Source organism: Streptococcus parasanguinis, from assembly GCF_031582885.1.
In the GTDB taxonomy this organism is placed as follows: domain Bacteria; phylum Bacillota; class Bacilli; order Lactobacillales; family Streptococcaceae; genus Streptococcus; species Streptococcus parasanguinis_M.
In genome coordinates this window covers 159,447-177,550 of the sequence record NZ_CP133988.1, presented here as the reverse complement: position 1 = coordinate 177,550, position 18,104 = coordinate 159,447, and the positions used below count along the sequence as shown (strand labels likewise).

General features: G+C 41.5%; 18 protein-coding genes. 17 read left to right on the top strand and 1 reads right to left on the bottom strand.

Translation table 11 applies throughout. From position 1 onward, the window contains the following. The first annotated feature begins 76 nt into the window (after nucleotides 1-76). From RDV49_RS00800 to RDV49_RS00745, 12 genes are all read left to right on the top strand, one after another. Complete coding sequence (locus RDV49_RS00800) at nucleotides 77-475, top strand: DUF1310 family protein (protein WP_003009963.1); 399 nt, start codon at nucleotides 77-79, stop codon at nucleotides 473-475. Nucleotides 476-661: 186 nt separating this feature from the next. After that, a complete protein-coding gene (locus RDV49_RS00795) occupies nucleotides 662-1,057 on the top strand; it encodes a DUF1310 family protein (RefSeq protein WP_003009964.1) in 396 nt (131 codons plus the stop codon). Continuing rightward, the gene (locus RDV49_RS00790) at nucleotides 1,047-2,657 is read left to right on the top strand and encodes an alpha/beta hydrolase family protein (protein WP_003009965.1); all 1,611 of its coding nucleotides are present in this window, start codon (nucleotides 1,047-1,049) and stop codon (nucleotides 2,655-2,657) included. The genes RDV49_RS00795 and RDV49_RS00790 overlap by 11 nt, the downstream gene beginning before the upstream one ends. Further along, complete coding sequence (locus RDV49_RS00785) at nucleotides 2,636-3,016, top strand: hypothetical protein (protein WP_003009966.1); 381 nt, start codon at nucleotides 2,636-2,638, stop codon at nucleotides 3,014-3,016. The genes RDV49_RS00790 and RDV49_RS00785 overlap by 22 nt, the downstream gene beginning before the upstream one ends. 18 nt (nucleotides 3,017-3,034) lie before the next feature. Next, nucleotides 3,035-3,334, top strand: coding sequence for a hypothetical protein (locus RDV49_RS00780; RefSeq protein WP_003009967.1), 300 nt, complete (start codon nucleotides 3,035-3,037; stop codon nucleotides 3,332-3,334). 296 nt (nucleotides 3,335-3,630) lie between these two features. Further along, on the top strand, nucleotides 3,631-5,760 hold the full coding sequence (locus RDV49_RS00775) for an AAA family ATPase (RefSeq protein WP_003009968.1): 2,130 nt from the start codon (nucleotides 3,631-3,633) through the stop codon (nucleotides 5,758-5,760). Nucleotides 5,761-5,984: 224 nt separating this feature from the next. Continuing rightward, nucleotides 5,985-6,230, top strand: coding sequence for a hypothetical protein (locus tag RDV49_RS00770; RefSeq protein WP_003009969.1), 246 nt, complete (start codon nucleotides 5,985-5,987; stop codon nucleotides 6,228-6,230). A 144-nt stretch (nucleotides 6,231-6,374) separates the two neighbouring features. Continuing rightward, nucleotides 6,375-6,701: a preprotein translocase subunit YajC gene (gene yajC / locus RDV49_RS00765; protein WP_003009970.1), complete on the top strand. Its 327-nt coding sequence runs from the start codon at nucleotides 6,375-6,377 to the stop codon at nucleotides 6,699-6,701. Nucleotides 6,702-6,856: 155 nt separating this feature from the next. Beyond that, nucleotides 6,857-7,606 carry an undecaprenyl pyrophosphate synthase gene (gene uppS, locus RDV49_RS00760; RefSeq protein WP_003009971.1) on the top strand — a complete coding sequence of 250 codons (750 nt, stop codon included), beginning with the start codon at nucleotides 6,857-6,859 and terminating at the stop codon, nucleotides 7,604-7,606. A 9-nt stretch (nucleotides 7,607-7,615) separates the two neighbouring features. After that, nucleotides 7,616-8,419 (top strand): phosphatidate cytidylyltransferase, encoded by an 804-nt coding sequence (locus tag RDV49_RS00755; RefSeq protein ID WP_023919527.1) that lies wholly within the window; start codon nucleotides 7,616-7,618, stop codon nucleotides 8,417-8,419. 36 nt (nucleotides 8,420-8,455) lie between these two features. Next, the gene (gene rseP, locus RDV49_RS00750) at nucleotides 8,456-9,715 is read left to right on the top strand and encodes an RIP metalloprotease RseP (protein ID WP_003009974.1); all 1,260 of its coding nucleotides are present in this window, start codon (nucleotides 8,456-8,458) and stop codon (nucleotides 9,713-9,715) included. Nucleotides 9,716-9,730: 15 nt separating this feature from the next. Next, entirely contained in the window at nucleotides 9,731-11,581 is a 1,851-nt protein-coding gene (locus tag RDV49_RS00745; RefSeq protein WP_003009975.1) for a proline--tRNA ligase, read from the top strand. A 54-nt stretch (nucleotides 11,582-11,635) separates the two neighbouring features. On the opposite strand, the gene RDV49_RS00740 is transcribed toward RDV49_RS00745, so the two are convergent. Further along, complete coding sequence (locus RDV49_RS00740; protein WP_003009977.1) at nucleotides 11,636-12,196, bottom strand: hypothetical protein; 561 nt, start codon at nucleotides 12,194-12,196, stop codon at nucleotides 11,636-11,638. Between the two features lie 476 nt (nucleotides 12,197-12,672). Here RDV49_RS00740 and RDV49_RS00735 point away from each other — a divergent pair, with 476 nt between their 5' ends. The 5 genes from RDV49_RS00735 to essB all read left to right on the top strand — a co-directional run bounded on the left by RDV49_RS00735 (nucleotide 12,673) and on the right by essB (nucleotide 18,101). Then, a complete protein-coding gene (locus RDV49_RS00735) occupies nucleotides 12,673-12,960 on the top strand; it encodes a WXG100 family type VII secretion target (protein ID WP_003009979.1) in 288 nt (95 codons plus the stop codon). Nucleotides 12,961-13,091: 131 nt separating this feature from the next. Then, a complete protein-coding gene (esaA, locus tag RDV49_RS00730; protein WP_037608273.1) occupies nucleotides 13,092-16,115 on the top strand; it encodes a type VII secretion protein EsaA in 3,024 nt (1,007 codons plus the stop codon). Continuing rightward, nucleotides 16,112-16,567, top strand: coding sequence for a type VII secretion protein EssA (essA, locus tag RDV49_RS00725; RefSeq protein ID WP_003009984.1), 456 nt, complete (start codon nucleotides 16,112-16,114; stop codon nucleotides 16,565-16,567). The genes esaA and essA overlap by 4 nt, the downstream gene beginning before the upstream one ends. Beyond that, nucleotides 16,568-16,810: an EsaB/YukD family protein gene (locus RDV49_RS00720; RefSeq protein ID WP_003009985.1), complete on the top strand. Its 243-nt coding sequence runs from the start codon at nucleotides 16,568-16,570 to the stop codon at nucleotides 16,808-16,810. Nucleotide 16,811: 1 nt separating this feature from the next. After that, nucleotides 16,812-18,101: a type VII secretion protein EssB gene (essB, locus tag RDV49_RS00715; protein ID WP_003009987.1), complete on the top strand. Its 1,290-nt coding sequence runs from the start codon at nucleotides 16,812-16,814 to the stop codon at nucleotides 18,099-18,101. Nucleotides 18,102-18,104 lie beyond the last annotated feature (3 nt).

Sequence of the window (18,104 nt, the reverse complement as noted above, 5' to 3'; positions counted from 1 at the left end):
TAGGTTCTGGAAAAAATTTTTAAAAATTGGCTCATTTTTTAGAAATCATTACGAATAATATAAGTGAGAGGGAAATATGACTGATAAAAAACAACGATTTTTACTACTATTCTTACTGACTTTGTTTCTAGGAGGCTGCAGTCTTTTTACAGATAAAGCTGCTGAGAGAAGGGAAATGATTCAGATCGCAGAAAGCACGAAAATGGAGCGAGCGATAAAACACTTGTTAACCAGTATCGATCCGAAAGCTTTCACTTCAGAAGGGGTTATTCACTCCTATACCCTGATAAAAGGTGAATTGGAATACAATCCAATGGGAGGGATGAATGTCTCTCTCGTTATCAATGGCGATAAAAAGTTAACGATCGATACGACTGTTCAAATGGAAGATTCAGGACAGTTCGAAGCAGGTAGTTACGGTATTTCAGCAAAATTAGATGATCTGTTAAGTAAAGCAGAAGAGACTGGAAAATAAACTCATATAGGTAAATACCCCTAATATAGTTAAATAGAAACATTTCTGGATCAAAGCTGGTATGTTACATTAATAGCTAGTGCTTGTAACGATTTGGCAACATTTTTTAACAAAAGTAACATTTCAGGTATGGATAGAATTTTGTATAATAAATTTTAAGAAACCTGAAGAAAGAATGGGAAGAAGATGAAAAAAAGTAAATTTATTGTGTTGATAATGGTAGTATTTAGCCTGAGCTTAGGAGGCTGTAGCTTTTTTAATGGACAATCTGCCAAAAAACAAGAAATGATTCAAATCGCAGAGAGTAAGAAGATGAAAGTGGCGATTGAAAAATATTTAAAAAAACTAGATCCGGAAGCACTGACTCCAAATGGAAAAATAAAGACTTATAGGATTTTAAAAGATAAATTAAAATATAATCCAATGGGAGGGCTGATTCTAGAGGTAGTCATTAACAATGATGATACATTAATAATCAATATGACAGTTCAAGAGGAAGATTCAGGGGAATATACCGTTGCAGCGTCTGGAATGCCAAAAAAGTTAACGAGACTAATAAGAGGAGAAAGTGATGGTCATTAATTCTAATTTTTCGGATCTTCAACATCAGAAAACATCCTTATTAGAATATCAACCGTTAGAAATGGGGCAAGATTATTCTATTAACGATGGAGATGATTATATTGGTAACTTAGCTCATATCTATGATAGTGTAAATGGCAATGAAGAACAGGTCTTCGTACTAACGGATAGTGGCAAGGGTGTTGAACAAGATCCAGTCCCCTATACTGCTTCTGATGAAGCGCGTGCCCAAATCCATGACGTGACAGTCTTGATGAAGGGATCTGAAACTGAAACAAGTACACAAAAATTACTCCATGATACATTTACGGATTGGGTAAAGACAGATTTGCCTGCTGCTTCTAACATTCTTGGTCCCAATGGAGCGGCGAACTATGCGACAGATTATGCGAAAAGATTCACCAGAGATAAGATTAAGGAGAATTTGAAAAAAAGGGATGAAACTGCCGATTATAATATTTCGGAGCTTATTAGTTATCCGTTTAGTTTACTCGATAAAAATGTTGGAAATAATGTAAAAAGCTTTGTCAAGAGTATTAGAAGTAATCCAATAACAAATGCTTATCGTGAGGCGAAAGCAAATCTATATGGTATGGGAACGGATATTCTAATTGATAGTCAAGCAAAGTTTCCAGTATTTATTGGGGCTACCATTTTAAAAGAGTACAACAAAGATAGAGGTACTTTCCCGCCTCCGCAATTTAAAGATGCTGCAGCTCATTTGAAAGAGGTGATCCGAAAATACCCTAATGCCAAGATCGATCTATACGGTCACTCTCTGGGGTCTATGAATATTCAGTATGCGCTTGCCTGCTTGACGGAAGAAGAAGCGTCTCATATTGGGACCGTACACCTATACAATGGTCCTAATGCCTATTCCATCTTAACACCCGAGCAAAAAGCGCGTATAGATTCGTTGAAGTACAAAATCTACAATCACATTGACCATAAAGATTTGGTTAGCTTGGGCTATCAGGATTCTGGAAGCAAGGAATCAAGTGGGATTGTCAAGCACCTCAAAACTAAGAATTTGATAAATACTGGCCTGCAGCACATGATGCATGGTTATATCTATGATAAGAATGGAAATTTGGTTCTTGAAAAGGGAACGGAAGCCATCACTCGGAAGGAAATCATCGAAGAGCGGATGAAGGTTTACTATCGCCTAAAGGATAAATTGCAAAAAACAGGTGGTGGACTGAGCTCAAGTGAACGGATTTATCTTGATGCTTTGCAGGCGCGCTTGGCTTCTGATGAGCTGATTCGAGTAGTGGATGAAGGGCTGGGGCAAGCTCAGAAATCTAAGGAACAACTGGATACAGATTTAGAAGCTTTGGAGAAAGTATTACAGACCGTTCCGAAAGGCTTCATTCTCAATCTTTCCGAAGTAGAAGAGGCCTATGCACAGGCTGGTGCAACAAGGCAAACAGTTGTCACTGAAGTAAGAGAAAGGTTCGACAATCGTTTGGCTACATATCAGTCCTTATCGAATGAATTTCATGCTTTAAATGAGCAAGTGAATGCAGGAATTGAACTCTTAAAAGCAAAAGATCAAGAAATAGCAGGAGAAATGAACCAGTGGGAACAACTAGCTTATTAATTTCATCTACTCTTTCAAAAAAGGAAAAGAAACTAGATCACTTGGAAAGAGAGTTCCAAAAAGCGCGCTTGGAGTTAGATGAAAAGCGTTGCTTAGTAGAAAGAAAACAGCAGCTCTTCACCCAGATGCTGGAAGAAGAGTATGCGATGGCAGCTTCCTTTTTACAAGAGCAGGAGGTTGATGTCAGTTGTGGATGGGAGTCCCTCCATCGCTGTATAGAAGAGTATGATCTCGAAGCTAGAGAAGTTGCACAAGTAGCCTTAAAACAGATCGAAATCGAGGAAGAGAATTTATGGCAATCCTACCGGAAAGATAGACGCCAACTGGAAGAGGAGTTTGCACAAGATAAAGTTTCATAGTATAGAAGAGGAGGAAGTATGGGTGATAGTCCAGTCAAAGATTTCTTTGATTTAGATATGAAAGATAAGATGAGGATCATCGAAAGCCGAAAAAAACTTGAAAAAGATTTAATCCGTGTTGTCTATGCGCCCGTTTTGTTGACCTGCAAGGCAGGAGTTGAGAAACGTTACAATGATGGATTGACTGCGATTGCAACAGTAGCCGAAGAAGACGTCCAGGTAGTTGGAAAACAACAGGATCAGTCCATGGTGGGTCAATTTGCTAAAAATGTACAGGCGGCTATTCAAGAAAAAGCTGGGAAATTTAAATCTATCTAGCCAAGAACTTCTATTTAAATGTGGAATCTGGAGTGACATCCAGATTTTTTTAAAAAATTTTTAAAAATTATGTAAAAAAGTGTTGACAAAGAAATCAGTCTACGTTATAATAATTTATGTAAACAAAAAGAGGTTGAAAAACCTACTGGTTTACAAGATCAATAGTGGAAGGGAGATGGTGATATGCTATTTCCAGAATTAAGACAACTAATTGATAAAAGGAAAATAGAAACTGTTAGCCTGTAGGGCTATTATTAAATAAATGAATTAAAATTATGTAAAATGAGGTAACAACTATGAATAACAACTTTAACAATATGGATGATCTTTTCAATCAACTAATGGGAAACATGGGTGGTTTTCGTTCTGAAAGCCGTCGCTACATGATCAACGGTCGTGAAGTGACACCAGAAGAATTCGCTATTTACCGCCAAACTGGTCAACTTCCAAATGAAGGAAGTGAGCAAGTGCAACACCATCAAGGTAAAGGAATGAAACAAGATGGGATCCTTGCAAAACTTGGTCGTAACTTGACCGAAGAAGCTCGTGAAGGAAAATTGGATCCGGTCATCGGACGTAATAAAGAAATTCAAGAAACTGCTGAAATCTTGTCTCGTCGTACCAAGAACAACCCTGTCCTTGTAGGGGATGCCGGTGTTGGTAAAACAGCAGTTGTAGAAGGTTTGGCACAAGCTATTGTGAACGGGGATGTTCCAGCGGCTATCAAAAACAAAGAAATCATCTCGATTGATATTTCTGGTCTAGAAGCTGGTACGCAATACCGTGGTAGCTTTGAAGAAAATATTCAAAATCTGATCCAAGAAGTCAAAGCTATGGGAAATGTCGTTCTCTTCTTTGATGAAATCCATCAAATCCTTGGTGCAGGCAGCACAGGTGATGGTCAAGGATCTAAAGGTCTTGCGGATATCATCAAACCTGCTCTTTCACGTGGGGAATTGACTGTCATTGGTGCAACCACTCAAGATGAATACCGTAACACCATCTTGAAGAATGCGGCTCTTGCTCGTCGTTTCAACGAAGTGAAAGTCAATGCTCCATCAGCTGAAGATACTTTCAAGATTCTCCAAGGGATCCGTGATCTTTATGAAAAACACCACAATGTCATCTTGCCAGATGAAGTTTTGAAAGCAGCGGTTGATTATTCGATCCAATACATTCCACAACGTAGCTTGCCTGATAAGGCCATTGACTTGGTCGATGTGACAGCTGCTCATTTGGCAGCCCAACATCCAGTAACAGATGTCCATGCTGTGGAACATGAAATTGAAGAAGAAAAAGCTAAACAAGAAGCTGCAGCTGCTAAAGAAGATTACGAAGCAGCTCTTAATGCAAAAGTTCGTATCGAAGAACTTGAAAAGAAAATTGAAAACCATACAGAAGACCATAAAGTAACAGCAACAATCAACGATGTGGCTGAATCAGTAGAACGGATGACTGGTATTCCAGTGTCACAAATGGGTGCAACTGATATCGAACGTTTGAAAGATATGGGTCACCGTTTGCAAACTAAGGTTATCGGTCAAGACAAGGCTGTTGAAGCAGTGGCACGTGCTATCCGTCGGAACCGTGCAGGATTTGACGAAGGGAACCGTCCAATCGGAAGCTTCCTCTTTGTAGGACCTACTGGTGTTGGTAAGACGGAATTGGCTAAACAATTGGCGCTTGATATGTTCGGAACCAAAGATGCCATCATCCGTTTGGACATGTCAGAATACAGCGACCGTACAGCCGTTTCTAAATTGATTGGTACAACAGCTGGTTATGTTGGTTATGATGACAATAGCAATACTTTGACAGAACGTGTTCGTCGTAACCCTTACTCAATCGTCCTTCTTGACGAAATTGAAAAGGCGGATCCTCAAGTGATCACCCTTCTCCTTCAAGTCTTGGATGATGGTCGTTTGACAGATGGTCAAGGGAACACGGTCAACTTCAAGAACACTGTAATTATCGCTACTTCAAACGCTGGCTTTGGTTACGAAGCCAACTTGACAGAAGATGCGGATAAACCAGAACTTATGGATCGTTTGAAACCTTACTTCCGTCCAGAATTCCTCAACCGTTTCGACGCTGTGATTGAATTCTCACACTTGAGCAAGGAAGACCTTTCTAAGATTGTTGACTTGATGTTAGTAGAAGTGAACAAAACTCTTGCTAAGAAAGACATCGACTTGACAGTGAGCGATGCGGCCAAAGAATACATGACTGAAGAAGGTTATGATGAAGTGATGGGTGTTCGTCCACTCCGTCGAGTAGTTGAACAACAAATCCGTGACAAGGTGACCGACTTCCACTTGGATCACCTTGAGGCTAAACACTTAGAAGCTGATATGGAAGATGGTGTACTTGTGATCAGAGAAAAAGACACAAAGAAAGAAGAAAACACTGATAAACAAGCAGAATAAGGCGAATTAGTTTGTGAAAATAGAGGCTGCTATATGATAGCAGCCTTTATTTTTTCTTCCCACCTGGGGGAAATTATTCGCTGTATAAGGCTAAAATCCCCCTATTTGGGCTAAAAAAACATCAATAATTAGTGAAATTAACCCAATTTGAGCAAATTTATTAATAAATAAAGAAAATAAGTATATAATCTATACAAGAATAAAATTTGAGGAATGGAAGTAAGATGAGCAATACAATTGATATCTACTCAACTCCCGAATACAGAAAAGTAGAAGCCGTTGTTCAACTGATGGTTGATGGTCGCTTGACGAGCTATCGTGTCGCAACTGAAACAAACATCAGCAAAATGAGCTTGGCGACTTTGACTAAGGGAACGAGTAAAATCAAAAATATTACCTATCAAACGGCTTTGGCCTTGATTGATTGGTATGATGAGAATCACGAAAAGTATGGCATTACGATTGACTAGTCAGTAGCCCACTTTTCGTGGTTTTTTCTTTTGCATCAAAATCTGATACTGGAGTCTGATTTTGCTTGAAGAGGATGGGAAAACTTGAAAAGACGGGCGAAATTTGATATAGTATAGCATATATGAAAATTAAAGGAGAAACATATGCAAGGCGGAAGTTTGCTAATTATGCTTGTTCTTATGGTCGGTTTGATGTACTTCATGAGCCGTAGCCAAAAGAAACAGTACCAAAAACGGATGGAAAGTTTGAATAAACTTCAAAAAGGAAATGAAGTCATCACGATTGGTGGCTTGTACGGAACCATCGATGAAGTCGATACAGATCGCAAGACCGTTGTCTTGGATGTTGATGGTGTCTACTTGACCTTTGAATTGGGAGCGATCAAAACAGTTCTTCCTGTATCAGAAGGGATCTCAGCCACTGCTACAGAATCTGCTAGCTCAGATGTCGATTCAGCCATCGAAGAATAATCATCAAAGAAGAGGCAAAGGCCTCTTTTTTTGGTGGGCAAATAGGACGATGTGATGAAGGAAAGCCTTGCTGGTTCAAAAAAGAGGCCAGAGTCCCTATTTTATGGGGATTTATGGTATAATGAAGCGATAAATATTGAAATAGGTAGAAAAACATGTTTCGTTTTAAGAAAAAAGAAAAAATCGAGATACCTTTAGAAGTCCCGAAACACATTGGAATCATTATGGATGGCAATGGTCGCTGGGCGAAAAAGCGGATGCAACCGCGCGTCTTCGGTCATAAGGCGGGGATGGAAGCTCTCCAAGAAGTGACGATTGCAGCAAAAAATATGGGGGTTCAGGTCTTGACTGTCTATGCCTTTTCTACGGAAAACTGGACACGCCCTGAAGATGAAGTCAAGTTCATCATGCACTTGCCGGTCGAGTTTTATGATCGTTTCGTCCCCGAATTGCATCGCAACAATGTCAAGATTCAAATGATCGGTGATACCAAGAAATTACCAAAAGAAACGCTGGAGGCTTTGGAAAGAGCAGAAGCGATGACCCATCTCAATACAGGCTTGATCCTGAATTTCGCACTCAATTATGGTGGACGTGCTGAGATCACTCAGGCTGTGAAGCAGATCGCCCAAGAAGTCTTGGATGCGAAGTTCAGCCCAGAAGATATCACAGAAGAGATGATCGCAGATTCTCTCTATACTGAGAGTTTGCCACGTGTCCTAAGGGACCCGGATTTGATTATTCGTACCAGCGGAGAGATCCGTTTGAGTAATTTCCTTCCTTGGCAGGCTGCTTATAGTGAGTTGTATTTCACAGATGTGATGTGGCCAGATTTTGGAGAGGAAGCACTACGAAGTGCCATAGTAGAATATAGCCATCGCCATCGGAGATTTGGTGGTGTTTAGGAGAAGATGATGACGAAAGATTTACAAAAACGTGTGATTTTTGGAGGAATTGCCCTGCTCTTTTTCATTCCAACAGTAATGGTTGGAGGGGTGTTCTTCCAGATTGTGATTGGCTTGATCGCCATGCTAGGGGTTCATGAATTGCTCAAGATGAAGGGGCTTGAGACAGCGACCTTTGAAGGAGCGCTAGCCATGTTAGCGGCCTTTGTCCTGACTTTGCCGATCGAGGACTACCTCCCTTACCTTCCAGCAGATGGCAATATGATTGCTTATGGTTTGGTTGTCTTGATTCTCATGGGAACAACTGTTCTTGCTCAGAATTACAATTATGAAGATGTGGTCTATCCCATTGCGTCTAGCTTTTATGTTGGACTTGGTTTCCATTCCTTAGTAGATGCGCGAATTGCTGGTATTGATAAGGTTCTTTTAGCCCTCTTTATTGTTTGGGCTACAGATTCAGGTGCTTATCTAGTAGGAAGTCGGTTTGGGAAACGCAAGCTCATGCCTGCGGTTTCTCCTAATAAAACGATTGAAGGCAGTCTTGGGGGAATCTTGTCTGCAGTTGCGGTAACTGTGATCTATATGATCGTGGATCGTTCTGTGGCGGGTGGACATGGTTTTCTTGCTATGATCTTCTTTACCATCCTCTTTAGTATCGCAGGTCAGTTTGGAGATCTGGTAGAGAGTGCGATTAAACGCCACTTCGGTGTGAAAGATTCTGGGAAATTTATTCCAGGACATGGTGGTGTTCTAGACCGCTTTGATAGTTTGATCTTTGTCTTTCCCTTGATGCATTTCTTGGGCTTGTTCTAAGACAGAAGAGATAGAAAGGAAACCACGTATAGAACGATGCAGTTTATTGCCTTTATTGTTATTTTTGGAGTGATCGTTCTCGTTCACGAGTTTGGTCATTTCTATTTTGCAAAAAAATCGGGCATCCTGGTGCGAGAATTCTCGATTGGGATGGGTCCCAAGATCTTTGCCCATATTGGTCAAGATGGAACAGCCTATACGATTCGCATTCTACCTTTAGGTGGCTATGTTCGTATGGCTGGCTGGGGTGAGGATACAACTGAGATTAAAACCGGAACGCCTGTCAGCTTGACGCTAAATGAGGCTGGCAAGGTCGTCCGGATCAATCTTTCAGGAAAGAATCTGGATCAGACAGCCCTTCCCATGAATGTTACCCAGTTTGACTTTGAAGACAAACTGGAAATTACGGGTTTGGTTCTCGATGAGACCAAGACTTATAGTGTTGATCATGATGCGACCATCGTTGAGGAAGATGGGACAGAAGTGCGGATTGCGCCGAGAGATGTTCAGTATCAGAATGCCAGCATTTGGGGACGGTTGATCACCAACTTTGCGGGTCCTATGAACAACTTTATCCTCAGTATTGTCGTCTATTCACTCTTAGCCTTTATGCGCGGTGGTGCGATTGACTACTACAGCAACAATGTTCAGGTGGCACCTGATGGGGCGTTGGCTAAGGTCGGTGTCAAAAGCAATGTTCAGATCCTTCAAGTCAACAACGACACCGTTAGCAACTGGGATGAGCTGACAGATGCTGTCGAAAAAGCAACCAAGGACAGCAAGACGGCTCCTAAATTGACCCTGAAAGTCAAAACAGACGGCCAAGAAAAAGAAGTCAAAGTGAAGCCAACCAAGTCAGGGAATCGTTACTATCTGGGTGTGACAAACGGCCTCAAGACTGGATTTGTGGATAAACTCTTGTCTGGTTTTACAGATACCTGGAATACAGCGACACGGATTTTGGGAGCTTTGAAAGATATCATTTTCCACTTCAGTCTCAATAAACTGGGTGGTCCGGTTGCCATCTACAATGCCAGCTCACAAGCTGCTCAATTAGGGATTCCAGCAGTCTTGTCTCTTATGGCCATGCTCTCTATTAATATTGGGATCTTCAATCTAATCCCGATTCCAGCTTTGGATGGGGGTAAAATCTTGATCAATTTGATCGAGGTCGTCCGGAGAAAGCCACTGAAACAGGAAGTAGAAACCTATATGACGCTTGCAGGTGTAGCTGTAATGGTTATTTTGATGATTGCTGTCACCTGGAATGATATTATGAAATTATTTTTGAAATAGAAAAGGATATTGTCCATGAAACAAAGTAAAATGTTGATTCCAACGCTTCGCGAAATGCCAAGCGATGCCCAAGTCATTAGCCATGCTTTGATGTTGCGTGCAGGTTATGTTCGCCAAGTATCAGCTGGTGTCTATTCTTATCTGCCGTTAGCAAATCGAGTGATTGAAAAAGCAAAAGGCATCATGCGCCAAGAATTCGAAAAAATTGGAGCAGTTGAAATGCTTGCTCCAGCCCTTTTGAGTGCGGATCTCTGGCGTGAATCTGGTCGTTACGAAACTTACGGGGAAGACCTCTATAAGTTGAAAAACCGTGAAGGCTCTGACTTTATCTTAGGTCCAACTCACGAAGAAACCTTTACCGCTATTGTGCGCGACTCAGTAAAATCTTACAAACAATTGCCGTTGAATCTCTACCAAATTCAACCAAAATACCGCGATGAAAAACGTCCACGGAACGGTCTTCTGCGGACCCGTGAGTTCATCATGAAAGACGGTTATAGCTTCCATGCCAACTACGATAGCTTGGATGTCACTTATGATGAATACAAGGCAGCTTATGAGCGGATCTTCACCCGCAGTGGCATCGACTACAAAGCCATCATCGGTGATGGTGGTGCCATGGGCGGAAAAGATAGCCAAGAGTTTATGGCTGTTACACCTGCTCGTACAGACTTGGATCGTTGGGTTGTTTTAGACAAATCAGTAGCTTCCTTTGATGAAATTCCAGCAGAAGTCCAAGAAGAAATCAAAGCAGAATTGCTCAAATGGATGGTCTCTGGTGAAGATACCATTGCCTATTCAAGTGAATCCACCTATGCTGCGAACTTGGAAATGGCTACTAACGAATACAAGCCAAGTAACCGTGTCGTAGCAGAAGAAGAAGTGAAACGCGTGGAAACACCAGGTGTCAAATCGATTGATGAAGTAGCTGCATTCTTGAATGTTCCAGAAGAAGCTACTATCAAGACTTTGGTTTACATCGCAGATGGTGAGCCAGTTGTAGCCCTTCTCGTAGGTAATGATCAGCTCAATGAAGTGAAGTTGAAAAACCACCTCGGCGCAGACTTCTTTGAACCTGCAACCGAAGTGGAAGTGAAAGAATTATTAGGAGCTGATTTTGGCTCTCTCGGTCCAGTTGATCTTCCTGAAAATGTTAAGATTATCGCAGACCGCAAGGTCCAAGACAGCCGCAATGCAGTAGTCGGTGCCAATGAAACAGGCTACCACTTGACTGGTGTCAACCCAGGACGTGACTTTACTGCGGAATACGTCGATATCCGTGAAGTTCGTGAAGGCGAGATCTCACCAGATGGGAAAGGCGTCTTGAACTTTGCACGTGGGATCGAAATCGGTCACATTTTCAAACTCGGCACACGCTACTCCGCTAGCATGGGAGCAGATGTTTTGGACGAAAACGGTCGTGCGGTTCCAATCATCATGGGCTGCTACGGAATCGGTGTCAGCCGTCTTCTTTCAGCCGTTATGGAGCAACATGCTCGCCTCTTTGTCAATAAGACTCCAAAAGGGGAATACCGTTACGCTTGGGGGATTAACTTCCCTAAAGAATTGGCGCCATTTGATGTGCATTTGATTCCAGTCAATGTCAAGGATGAAGCAAGCCTTGCTTTGACCGATCGGATCGAAGAAGCCTTGGTGAATAAAGGCTACGAAGTCTTGGTGGATGACCGAAATGAACGCGCTGGTGTCAAATTCAGCGATAGTGATTTGATTGGACTTCCAATCCGCGTAACAGTTGGTAAAAAAGCAGCTGAAGGTATCGTAGAAGTGAAAATCAAAGCAACAGGAGATACCATCGAAGTTCATGCGGACAATCTCCTTGAAACCCTTTCAATCTTGAACAAATAAGAAAAAGCTTTCTGAGCTCTCACCAGTGTGGTGATGAAACTCAGGAAGCTCTTTTTATTTTTCTTCTTTGAGGCCTTGATCTTTGAAATAGGTAAAGAGATCTTGAGGTTTGCCATTGAGGTATTTCTTGAACTCAGCTGTTTCTTCCTCCCCTTGATCCCCGTAGATGGAAGCAAACTCATCTTTCTTGATTTTTGAGAAGTCAGCTTGTAAGACCTTGGCATAGGATTGTTTATCTTTCGAAATTTGAATGCGGAAGCTAAGACCAGGCTTGCCATTTAAGCTTTTATAGATATCGCTATGTTCTAATTCTTCTTGGTAGATTTCCTTTAACTCGGAAAGATCCATGTCTTGCAAATCTGAGGAAATGGGTTCAAAACTAAGAAAAGTAAAAGAGACAATTTCATCTTTTTTGTAGCCGATTTGAATTTTGTTTTGATGGTGATCGTTAAGTTCTGTGGAGAAAGTTTTGGTTCGAACGTTCTCTTCTTTTTCTTTTTTCACTTGGGAAGTGCTTTGGCTAGATGTTGTTGAAGCTTTTCCTTTTTCTGCTTGGCCTTGGCTACAAGCGGTAAGAGCTAGGAGGCAGACGGAGGCAAGTAGAAATTTTTTCATATATACTCCTTATAGGTTAATGGTGTTCGATCTTGTATGAAACAAGTTTTGAACAGGTTTCATTATACCATAAAAGTTTTAAAAATGAAAAAATATACAAAAATCTTCAAAAATTGCTTTTAAAAACACCTAAAATCAACAATTTCTATCTATGTGTTGAGTTAATATAAAAGGACAGAGTGTCTTCTTTTTTCTCAGAAATAATACTAGTTAGAGACTACTGGGGCAAGGAATTCAGAAAATATATTACATTTTTATGACAAAATGTTACAAAATCATAACAAAGTTACAATGTTTTATCAGTTAGCCCTCTAAACTTGACATTTTGGCAATATTTCATTAAGATATTTTTAAGTAAATAATACAAAAAGGGAGAAAAAGGTAAAATATACAGTTATCTGGCATTTTACTAATTCGTACTAAAATGTATTGTTTATGAAAAAAATATAAGGGTATCAGCCCAAAAGGAGAAACATATGGCTCAAATTAAATTAACTCCAGAAGAACTACGTCAATCAGCACAACGCTATTCACAAGGTTCTCAAGAAATCGATCAAATCCTTAACACTTTGACTCATGAACAACAAGTCATCGACGCAAACTGGGATGGATCTGCATTTGATAGCTTTGAAGCACAATTCAACGAATTGTCTCCAAAAATCAAACAATTCGCTCAATTGTTGGAAGACATCAACGCTCAATTGATCAAAGTTGCTGATATCGTTGAACAAACTGACCAAGATATCGCTGCACAAATCCACTAAGATAGTCTTGGAGGTGATCTTACTTCTTGTAGGTAGATCACCCTTTTGTCTTTTGATATATAGAAAATAGGGGTTAGATTCTTAATTCCTAACCCCTATTTTGTATCTATGAATTAGAAAAAGGAAAAGGTATAGAAGTGAAAAAGAAAAAATGGTTAAAATACATCGGTCAGAGTGCAGTTGTGCTCCTTTTGATGGGATCTGTAGTGGGTCTTTATACGACGGTTCAAAAGGACCAAAAGCAAAACGAAGCCAAGACCGTACAAACGACAGAAAACACCAAGCTTAATATTGCGGTTGTCAATGAAGACAAAGCGGTCAAACTGAATGATAAAGAATACAACCTTGGGGCTAGCTATGTAAAGAATATCGAACGGGATAATTCGCAAAACTGGTCTGTACTCCCTCGTGGAGCCGCTGAGTCAGGGCTTGCAGATGGCAAGTACCAGTTGATGATTGTCATTCCAAGTGACTTCTCAGAGAAGGTCTTGGAAGTGAATGCGGTTAATGCAGAGAAGACCACGGTGACGTATAAGGTCAATGCGGCTGGAAATTCTCAGGTTGAAAACGAGGCCAATAAAGTCGCTAAAGATATCGTTTCGAACTTGAATAGCCAGTTGGTTGATATGTATATGGTCAGCATTTTGAGCAACCTTTATACAGCTCAGAAGAACGTGGAAACAAGTAACAAAATTCAATCTACCAACATTGGTTCATACCGAAGCAACTTGCTGGATTCGGCTTTAGATTCGAAGAATATCTTTCCAAGTCTCTATAGCTTGTCTACGTCTTCTGTCGAGTCGAACAATGCTTTGAAGACAGTCCTTGAGTCTTATACACAGGCTTTTGATCAATTGACCCAATCTCAGGATCAGTACGGTCAAAACTTCGACACATTGATCAAACAACGCTCTGAGGACAAGATCAGCCATGAAGAGTTCATGAACCAGCTGATGTCTATGAACCAGTCTGTTGTCAGTGAAAAGACCCAAGAGTTGTATAAGAATCTACAACAAAACCAAGAAGCAATTACCAAACAATTGAGTCAACCAACTGAAACAGAAGGAGATGCTTCAGGTACCAAGACTTATGCAGGCTTGACAAAAGATGTGAATGATCGTGTGGCAGACCTCGAAAAAGGGATCAAGGCAGAACGCGACAAATTAGATGAGCACGAAAAGAACATCGAGTCTTCTGTAAAAGCGAAGATCCTTGACTACTATGGTCTAAATGAAGGAGACAAAGTCACTCTTCGTACCTTGCTTGGAAAGCCAAAAATCGAAACTATCAGCAAGGATCGAGATAAAGCGGATGATGACATTCGTCAAGCAATTGAAAAACTTCCGTCTTTAGATCCTGCTAGTCTTAATCTGAATAAGTATGGGAATCTCAACGCAGCGATTGATTTTGATAGTGCTTTTGCTGGAACGAAGGGGCAAGCAAAAGGGAACGCAGATGACTTGAAACGATTGGCTGCTGAAGTGGATGCTAAATTAACGGCAGTTGCGAATGTTCTCAATGCTAAATCTGGAAAACAAAAAGTTAGCATTCAAGTACCTGCAGGAGTTAAGGTTGATACCTGGACCTATGATGGACAGACTTATGCAGGCAGTGGTGAGCAGGAAGTCGAACTGAAAGATGGCAAACAAATTCAAATTCACCTTGTTGAAGATGGAGGAGCTATGCCAAGCGCGATTGATGTTGAAGTCCTTGTGAATGGAGTTTCTTCAACCAGTGTGACTGTATCTGCAGAAGACTTGAAAACAGCTGTCGCTAACTATGCATCGAAAGCTAGTGAAATCGCCCTGGATTATCAACGCGCGGGAGCATTGATCGATGCTTACTATCCAAAAGATGACAAGGGAGATCGTCATTCGCTCTATGATCCGATCGAAGATATGGATTTGACAAATGCTTTGGTCGATGTCGTGAAGGCTGCCGTTTCAAGTAACATGAAGGACTACCGTAAGAGTATTGAAACGGATGAATCTGGGGATGCAACGAAGAGTGTGAAAGCCCAGTTAGATGGTACCCTTAAACAGTTGCAAGACTTGGGACCACAATTGCAGGCAAATCTTCAAGCAATCGAAAACACCAACAAGGATCTAACCCAAAATATCAACGATCAATTGAAGCAGTATGCAGACCTTCAAAGACGCCTAGAAGAGATCTCAAAAGCGCAGGAAACAGTGACACAGGCTCAAACCAAGACCGATGCAGATTTGTCAGCTCTTGGTTCTGAATACACGTCATTATTGAGCTCGACAGAAGGCGTTAAGAGCTCATCTCGTAGCAATGTAGAAGCTGCTAACTCTACCAATGAAATCTTTAGCCAATTGAACAAAGAATTGGAAAAAGCCCAAGGCAATACAGAGAAATTGTCTAGCAATGCAGAGAGCTTGATGGGTGAATTCGACAAGGAATTGTCTGAAAATGGGAACTTCGTCGAAGCCTTCCGTAAGGTCTTCAACAATGCCTATGAAAACGGAGTGCCGAATGAAGTCTTGCTCGACTTCTTGTCAAATCCAGTTGCAGAGAAATCTTCTTCTGTGAAAGCGACTATCAACGTCTACCGTCCATTTATCTGGATCTTTATGTTGGAAGTCTTGAGTCTCTTTACAGCTTATCTCTTTGAGACTCAGCCAATCATCCGTAAGGTTAAGGATCGTTTCAAATTGGATCGTTTGCAAGAATCAGATCTCTTGTCTGTCGGTGTTCTTGTGGGACTTTCTCTCATCCTTGGACTAGTGATCGGAATGATTTCAAGTATTCAACTCTCTGTTGGTCGTGAATATGTACCTTCATGGGTATTCTTAGCGGTTCTAGCAAGCTTTGTCTTGGTACAACTGCAATACCTCCTCTTGAAACACTTCCGTGTGATCGGAATGGGACTAGCTTTCTTCATGTTGATCAGCTATGTCTACCTATCAAGTGCGATCGGAACGACCGCGACCTTGTCAGGCCTTCCAGCACTGGTGAAAAATGTCAACCTCCTTTCTATTTTAGAAGGACAGTTTGCGGGTTACTTTGATGGACAAACAGCCGGTATCGGCGTCTTCTTCGGATTGTTGGTCTTCTTCGGACTTTTGGCGGTTGCCAATATCTTCATTCCAAAGAAGTTTACTCAAACAAAGGAAATTGAATCAAGCTTATGAAAAAAATGATGTATCTTCTCTTTGTCTTTAGTCTCATTCCAGTAGTTGCTGTTTCTGCAGATGATTTTATTGATAATCGTCTGCAGGTCAACAACTCACGTCTGGAGACAGAGCAGGAAAAGACACTTGGGGGCCAATTGGATGCGACTGAGTCTCTTTTCAATGAGAAGGATCAGAAAAAATTAGCAGATGAAAAACGCAAGCAAGAGAAACAATTGACCGATTCAGACGGCCAGTTGTTTTCTGCTATAAAGGGAAAGAAAAAAACAGGGCCTGAAGCGGACCTGTTCCAGCCTGAAAATCAAAAATTATCTAAATTTGAGTCCAATGTAGAGGACAATTCGGCTAGTTTGTCGGATTTTATTCCAGCTTTACAAATGTTGGCTTGGAGTGCCCTTCTCTTTGGGATTGCTGGCTATATTTCCTATCGAATCTATAGAAAAGAGGCCTAAATGGACCAACATATCAATGTCACCTTCCGTATGAATGGTGCAAGCCATGACCTCCGTATCCCAACGCGGATGGAGGTGCGACGCTTGATTCGGGAATTGGATCAGATCTTTGGGCCTGCCATGGAGCCTAGAAGCAAGTATCAGTTGCGCGTGGTAAATAAAGGCATCTTGTTGGATGAAGGCAAGGTGGTACAAGAGTATCCGATCACAAGTGGTGATCTGATCGAGATTGAGGAGTGGTAAGGTGAAAGAAGAACAATTTACACTGGAAGAACAAGTCTTCCGTTTTGAAAAAGAAGAAACGAGCTGGCGGCTGGACCTCAAGCGTTCAGAAGTGGATAGCCAGGATTTACGCAATTTATGGATTTTGGATCTCCATCATCCCTTGTTTTTAGAGCAGAGCATGACAGCCGATCAAGACCAAATTCATCTGACCTATCAGACAGATGCTCTAGGCTTGAGTGCTGAAGAAATCAAACAATTACCAGTATCGGACCGTCTGCGTCTAGCTATCAACGTCTTGGATTTGGCGCCGGCCTTGGAGCTTCCAGTGACCTTTATGTTGCATCCCATCAATTTGTTTGTGACCAAGGACGCGCAAGTCAAGATTGCTTACCGTGGGGTTCCGGGGATGATGGTGCCGCGCAAGTGGGATCAGGTTGAATTCTTGCGCCAGGCTAAGTGCTATGCTGTCACTCTTTTTGGGGACTGGGATTTCATGGAGCTCTATCAAGGCACCCTTGAATTAGAAGATCTGCCTGATTTCTTGGTGGAAATTCGTGATGCCGCTAGCTTAGAAGAGATGAAAGCTCTCTTAGAGAAAGCCTACCAAGAACGCAAGGAAGAGGAAGAAAAGACCTTGACCTTGGTTTCAAGTCGTCAACACCGAATCTTTAAGTTGGCAACAGTATGGCTTTCAGCTGTAGTGGCCCTCTTACTCTTGCCTTTGATCTATTTAGTCTTTTTCCAAGCACCCTTTAAAGAAAAGTTGCTTCAAGCGGATACAGCCTATCTCAAAGTAGACTACACCGGTGTGATCGATGAGTTGGAAGGAGTAGCTCCAAGCAGTCTTCCAACGACACAGAAATATGAGTTGGCGACGTCTTATTTGCAAGGCTTGAATTTCTCAGAGGACCAAAAGAAGGTCATCCTTAACAATGTTACGCTCAAGTCAGACAGCCTCTATCTCCACTACTGGATCTATATCGGACGTCATGACTTTACTCAAGCGCTGGATACAGCCAAGCGGATCGACGATTCAGACTTGATTATCTATGCCCTTCGTAAAGAAATCAAGGCGACACGTGATAGCGAAAAACTCTCTGGTGAGCAGCGCGAGAAGAAACTCTCTGAGTTAGAAGGCGAATACAAGAAATACTGGGATGCCCGCTCTAAACTCTTGGAAGCAGAGACAGATGAAACCAAATCTTCCACTAGCGGCTCAACAACAGCTTCATCTACAGAAGGCTCCTCAACAGAAAGTTCGTCTTCTACAACTGCAAGCTCAACCGAGTCTAGCGACCACAAGGAGTAGTCT

Coding starts and splice junctions, on each gene's coding strand:
- RDV49_RS00800 (WP_003009963.1), top strand. CDS start 77: ATGACTGATAAAAAACAACGATTTTTACTACTATTCTTACTGACTTTG.
- RDV49_RS00795 (WP_003009964.1), top strand. CDS start 662: ATGAAAAAAAGTAAATTTATTGTGTTGATAATGGTAGTATTTAGCCTG.
- RDV49_RS00790 (WP_003009965.1), top strand. CDS start 1,047: ATGGTCATTAATTCTAATTTTTCGGATCTTCAACATCAGAAAACATCC.
- RDV49_RS00780 (WP_003009967.1), top strand. CDS start 3,035: ATGGGTGATAGTCCAGTCAAAGATTTCTTTGATTTAGATATGAAAGAT.
- RDV49_RS00775 (WP_003009968.1), top strand. CDS start 3,631: ATGAATAACAACTTTAACAATATGGATGATCTTTTCAATCAACTAATG.
- RDV49_RS00770 (WP_003009969.1), top strand. CDS start 5,985: ATGAGCAATACAATTGATATCTACTCAACTCCCGAATACAGAAAAGTA.
- yajC (WP_003009970.1), top strand. CDS start 6,375: ATGCAAGGCGGAAGTTTGCTAATTATGCTTGTTCTTATGGTCGGTTTG.
- uppS (WP_003009971.1), top strand. CDS start 6,857: ATGTTTCGTTTTAAGAAAAAAGAAAAAATCGAGATACCTTTAGAAGTC.
- RDV49_RS00755 (WP_023919527.1), top strand. CDS start 7,616: ATGACGAAAGATTTACAAAAACGTGTGATTTTTGGAGGAATTGCCCTG.
- rseP (WP_003009974.1), top strand. CDS start 8,456: ATGCAGTTTATTGCCTTTATTGTTATTTTTGGAGTGATCGTTCTCGTT.
- RDV49_RS00745 (WP_003009975.1), top strand. CDS start 9,731: ATGAAACAAAGTAAAATGTTGATTCCAACGCTTCGCGAAATGCCAAGC.
- RDV49_RS00740 (WP_003009977.1), bottom strand. CDS start 12,196: ATGAAAAAATTTCTACTTGCCTCCGTCTGCCTCCTAGCTCTTACCGCT.
- RDV49_RS00735 (WP_003009979.1), top strand. CDS start 12,673: ATGGCTCAAATTAAATTAACTCCAGAAGAACTACGTCAATCAGCACAA.
- essA (WP_003009984.1), top strand. CDS start 16,112: ATGAAAAAAATGATGTATCTTCTCTTTGTCTTTAGTCTCATTCCAGTA.
- RDV49_RS00720 (WP_003009985.1), top strand. CDS start 16,568: ATGGACCAACATATCAATGTCACCTTCCGTATGAATGGTGCAAGCCAT.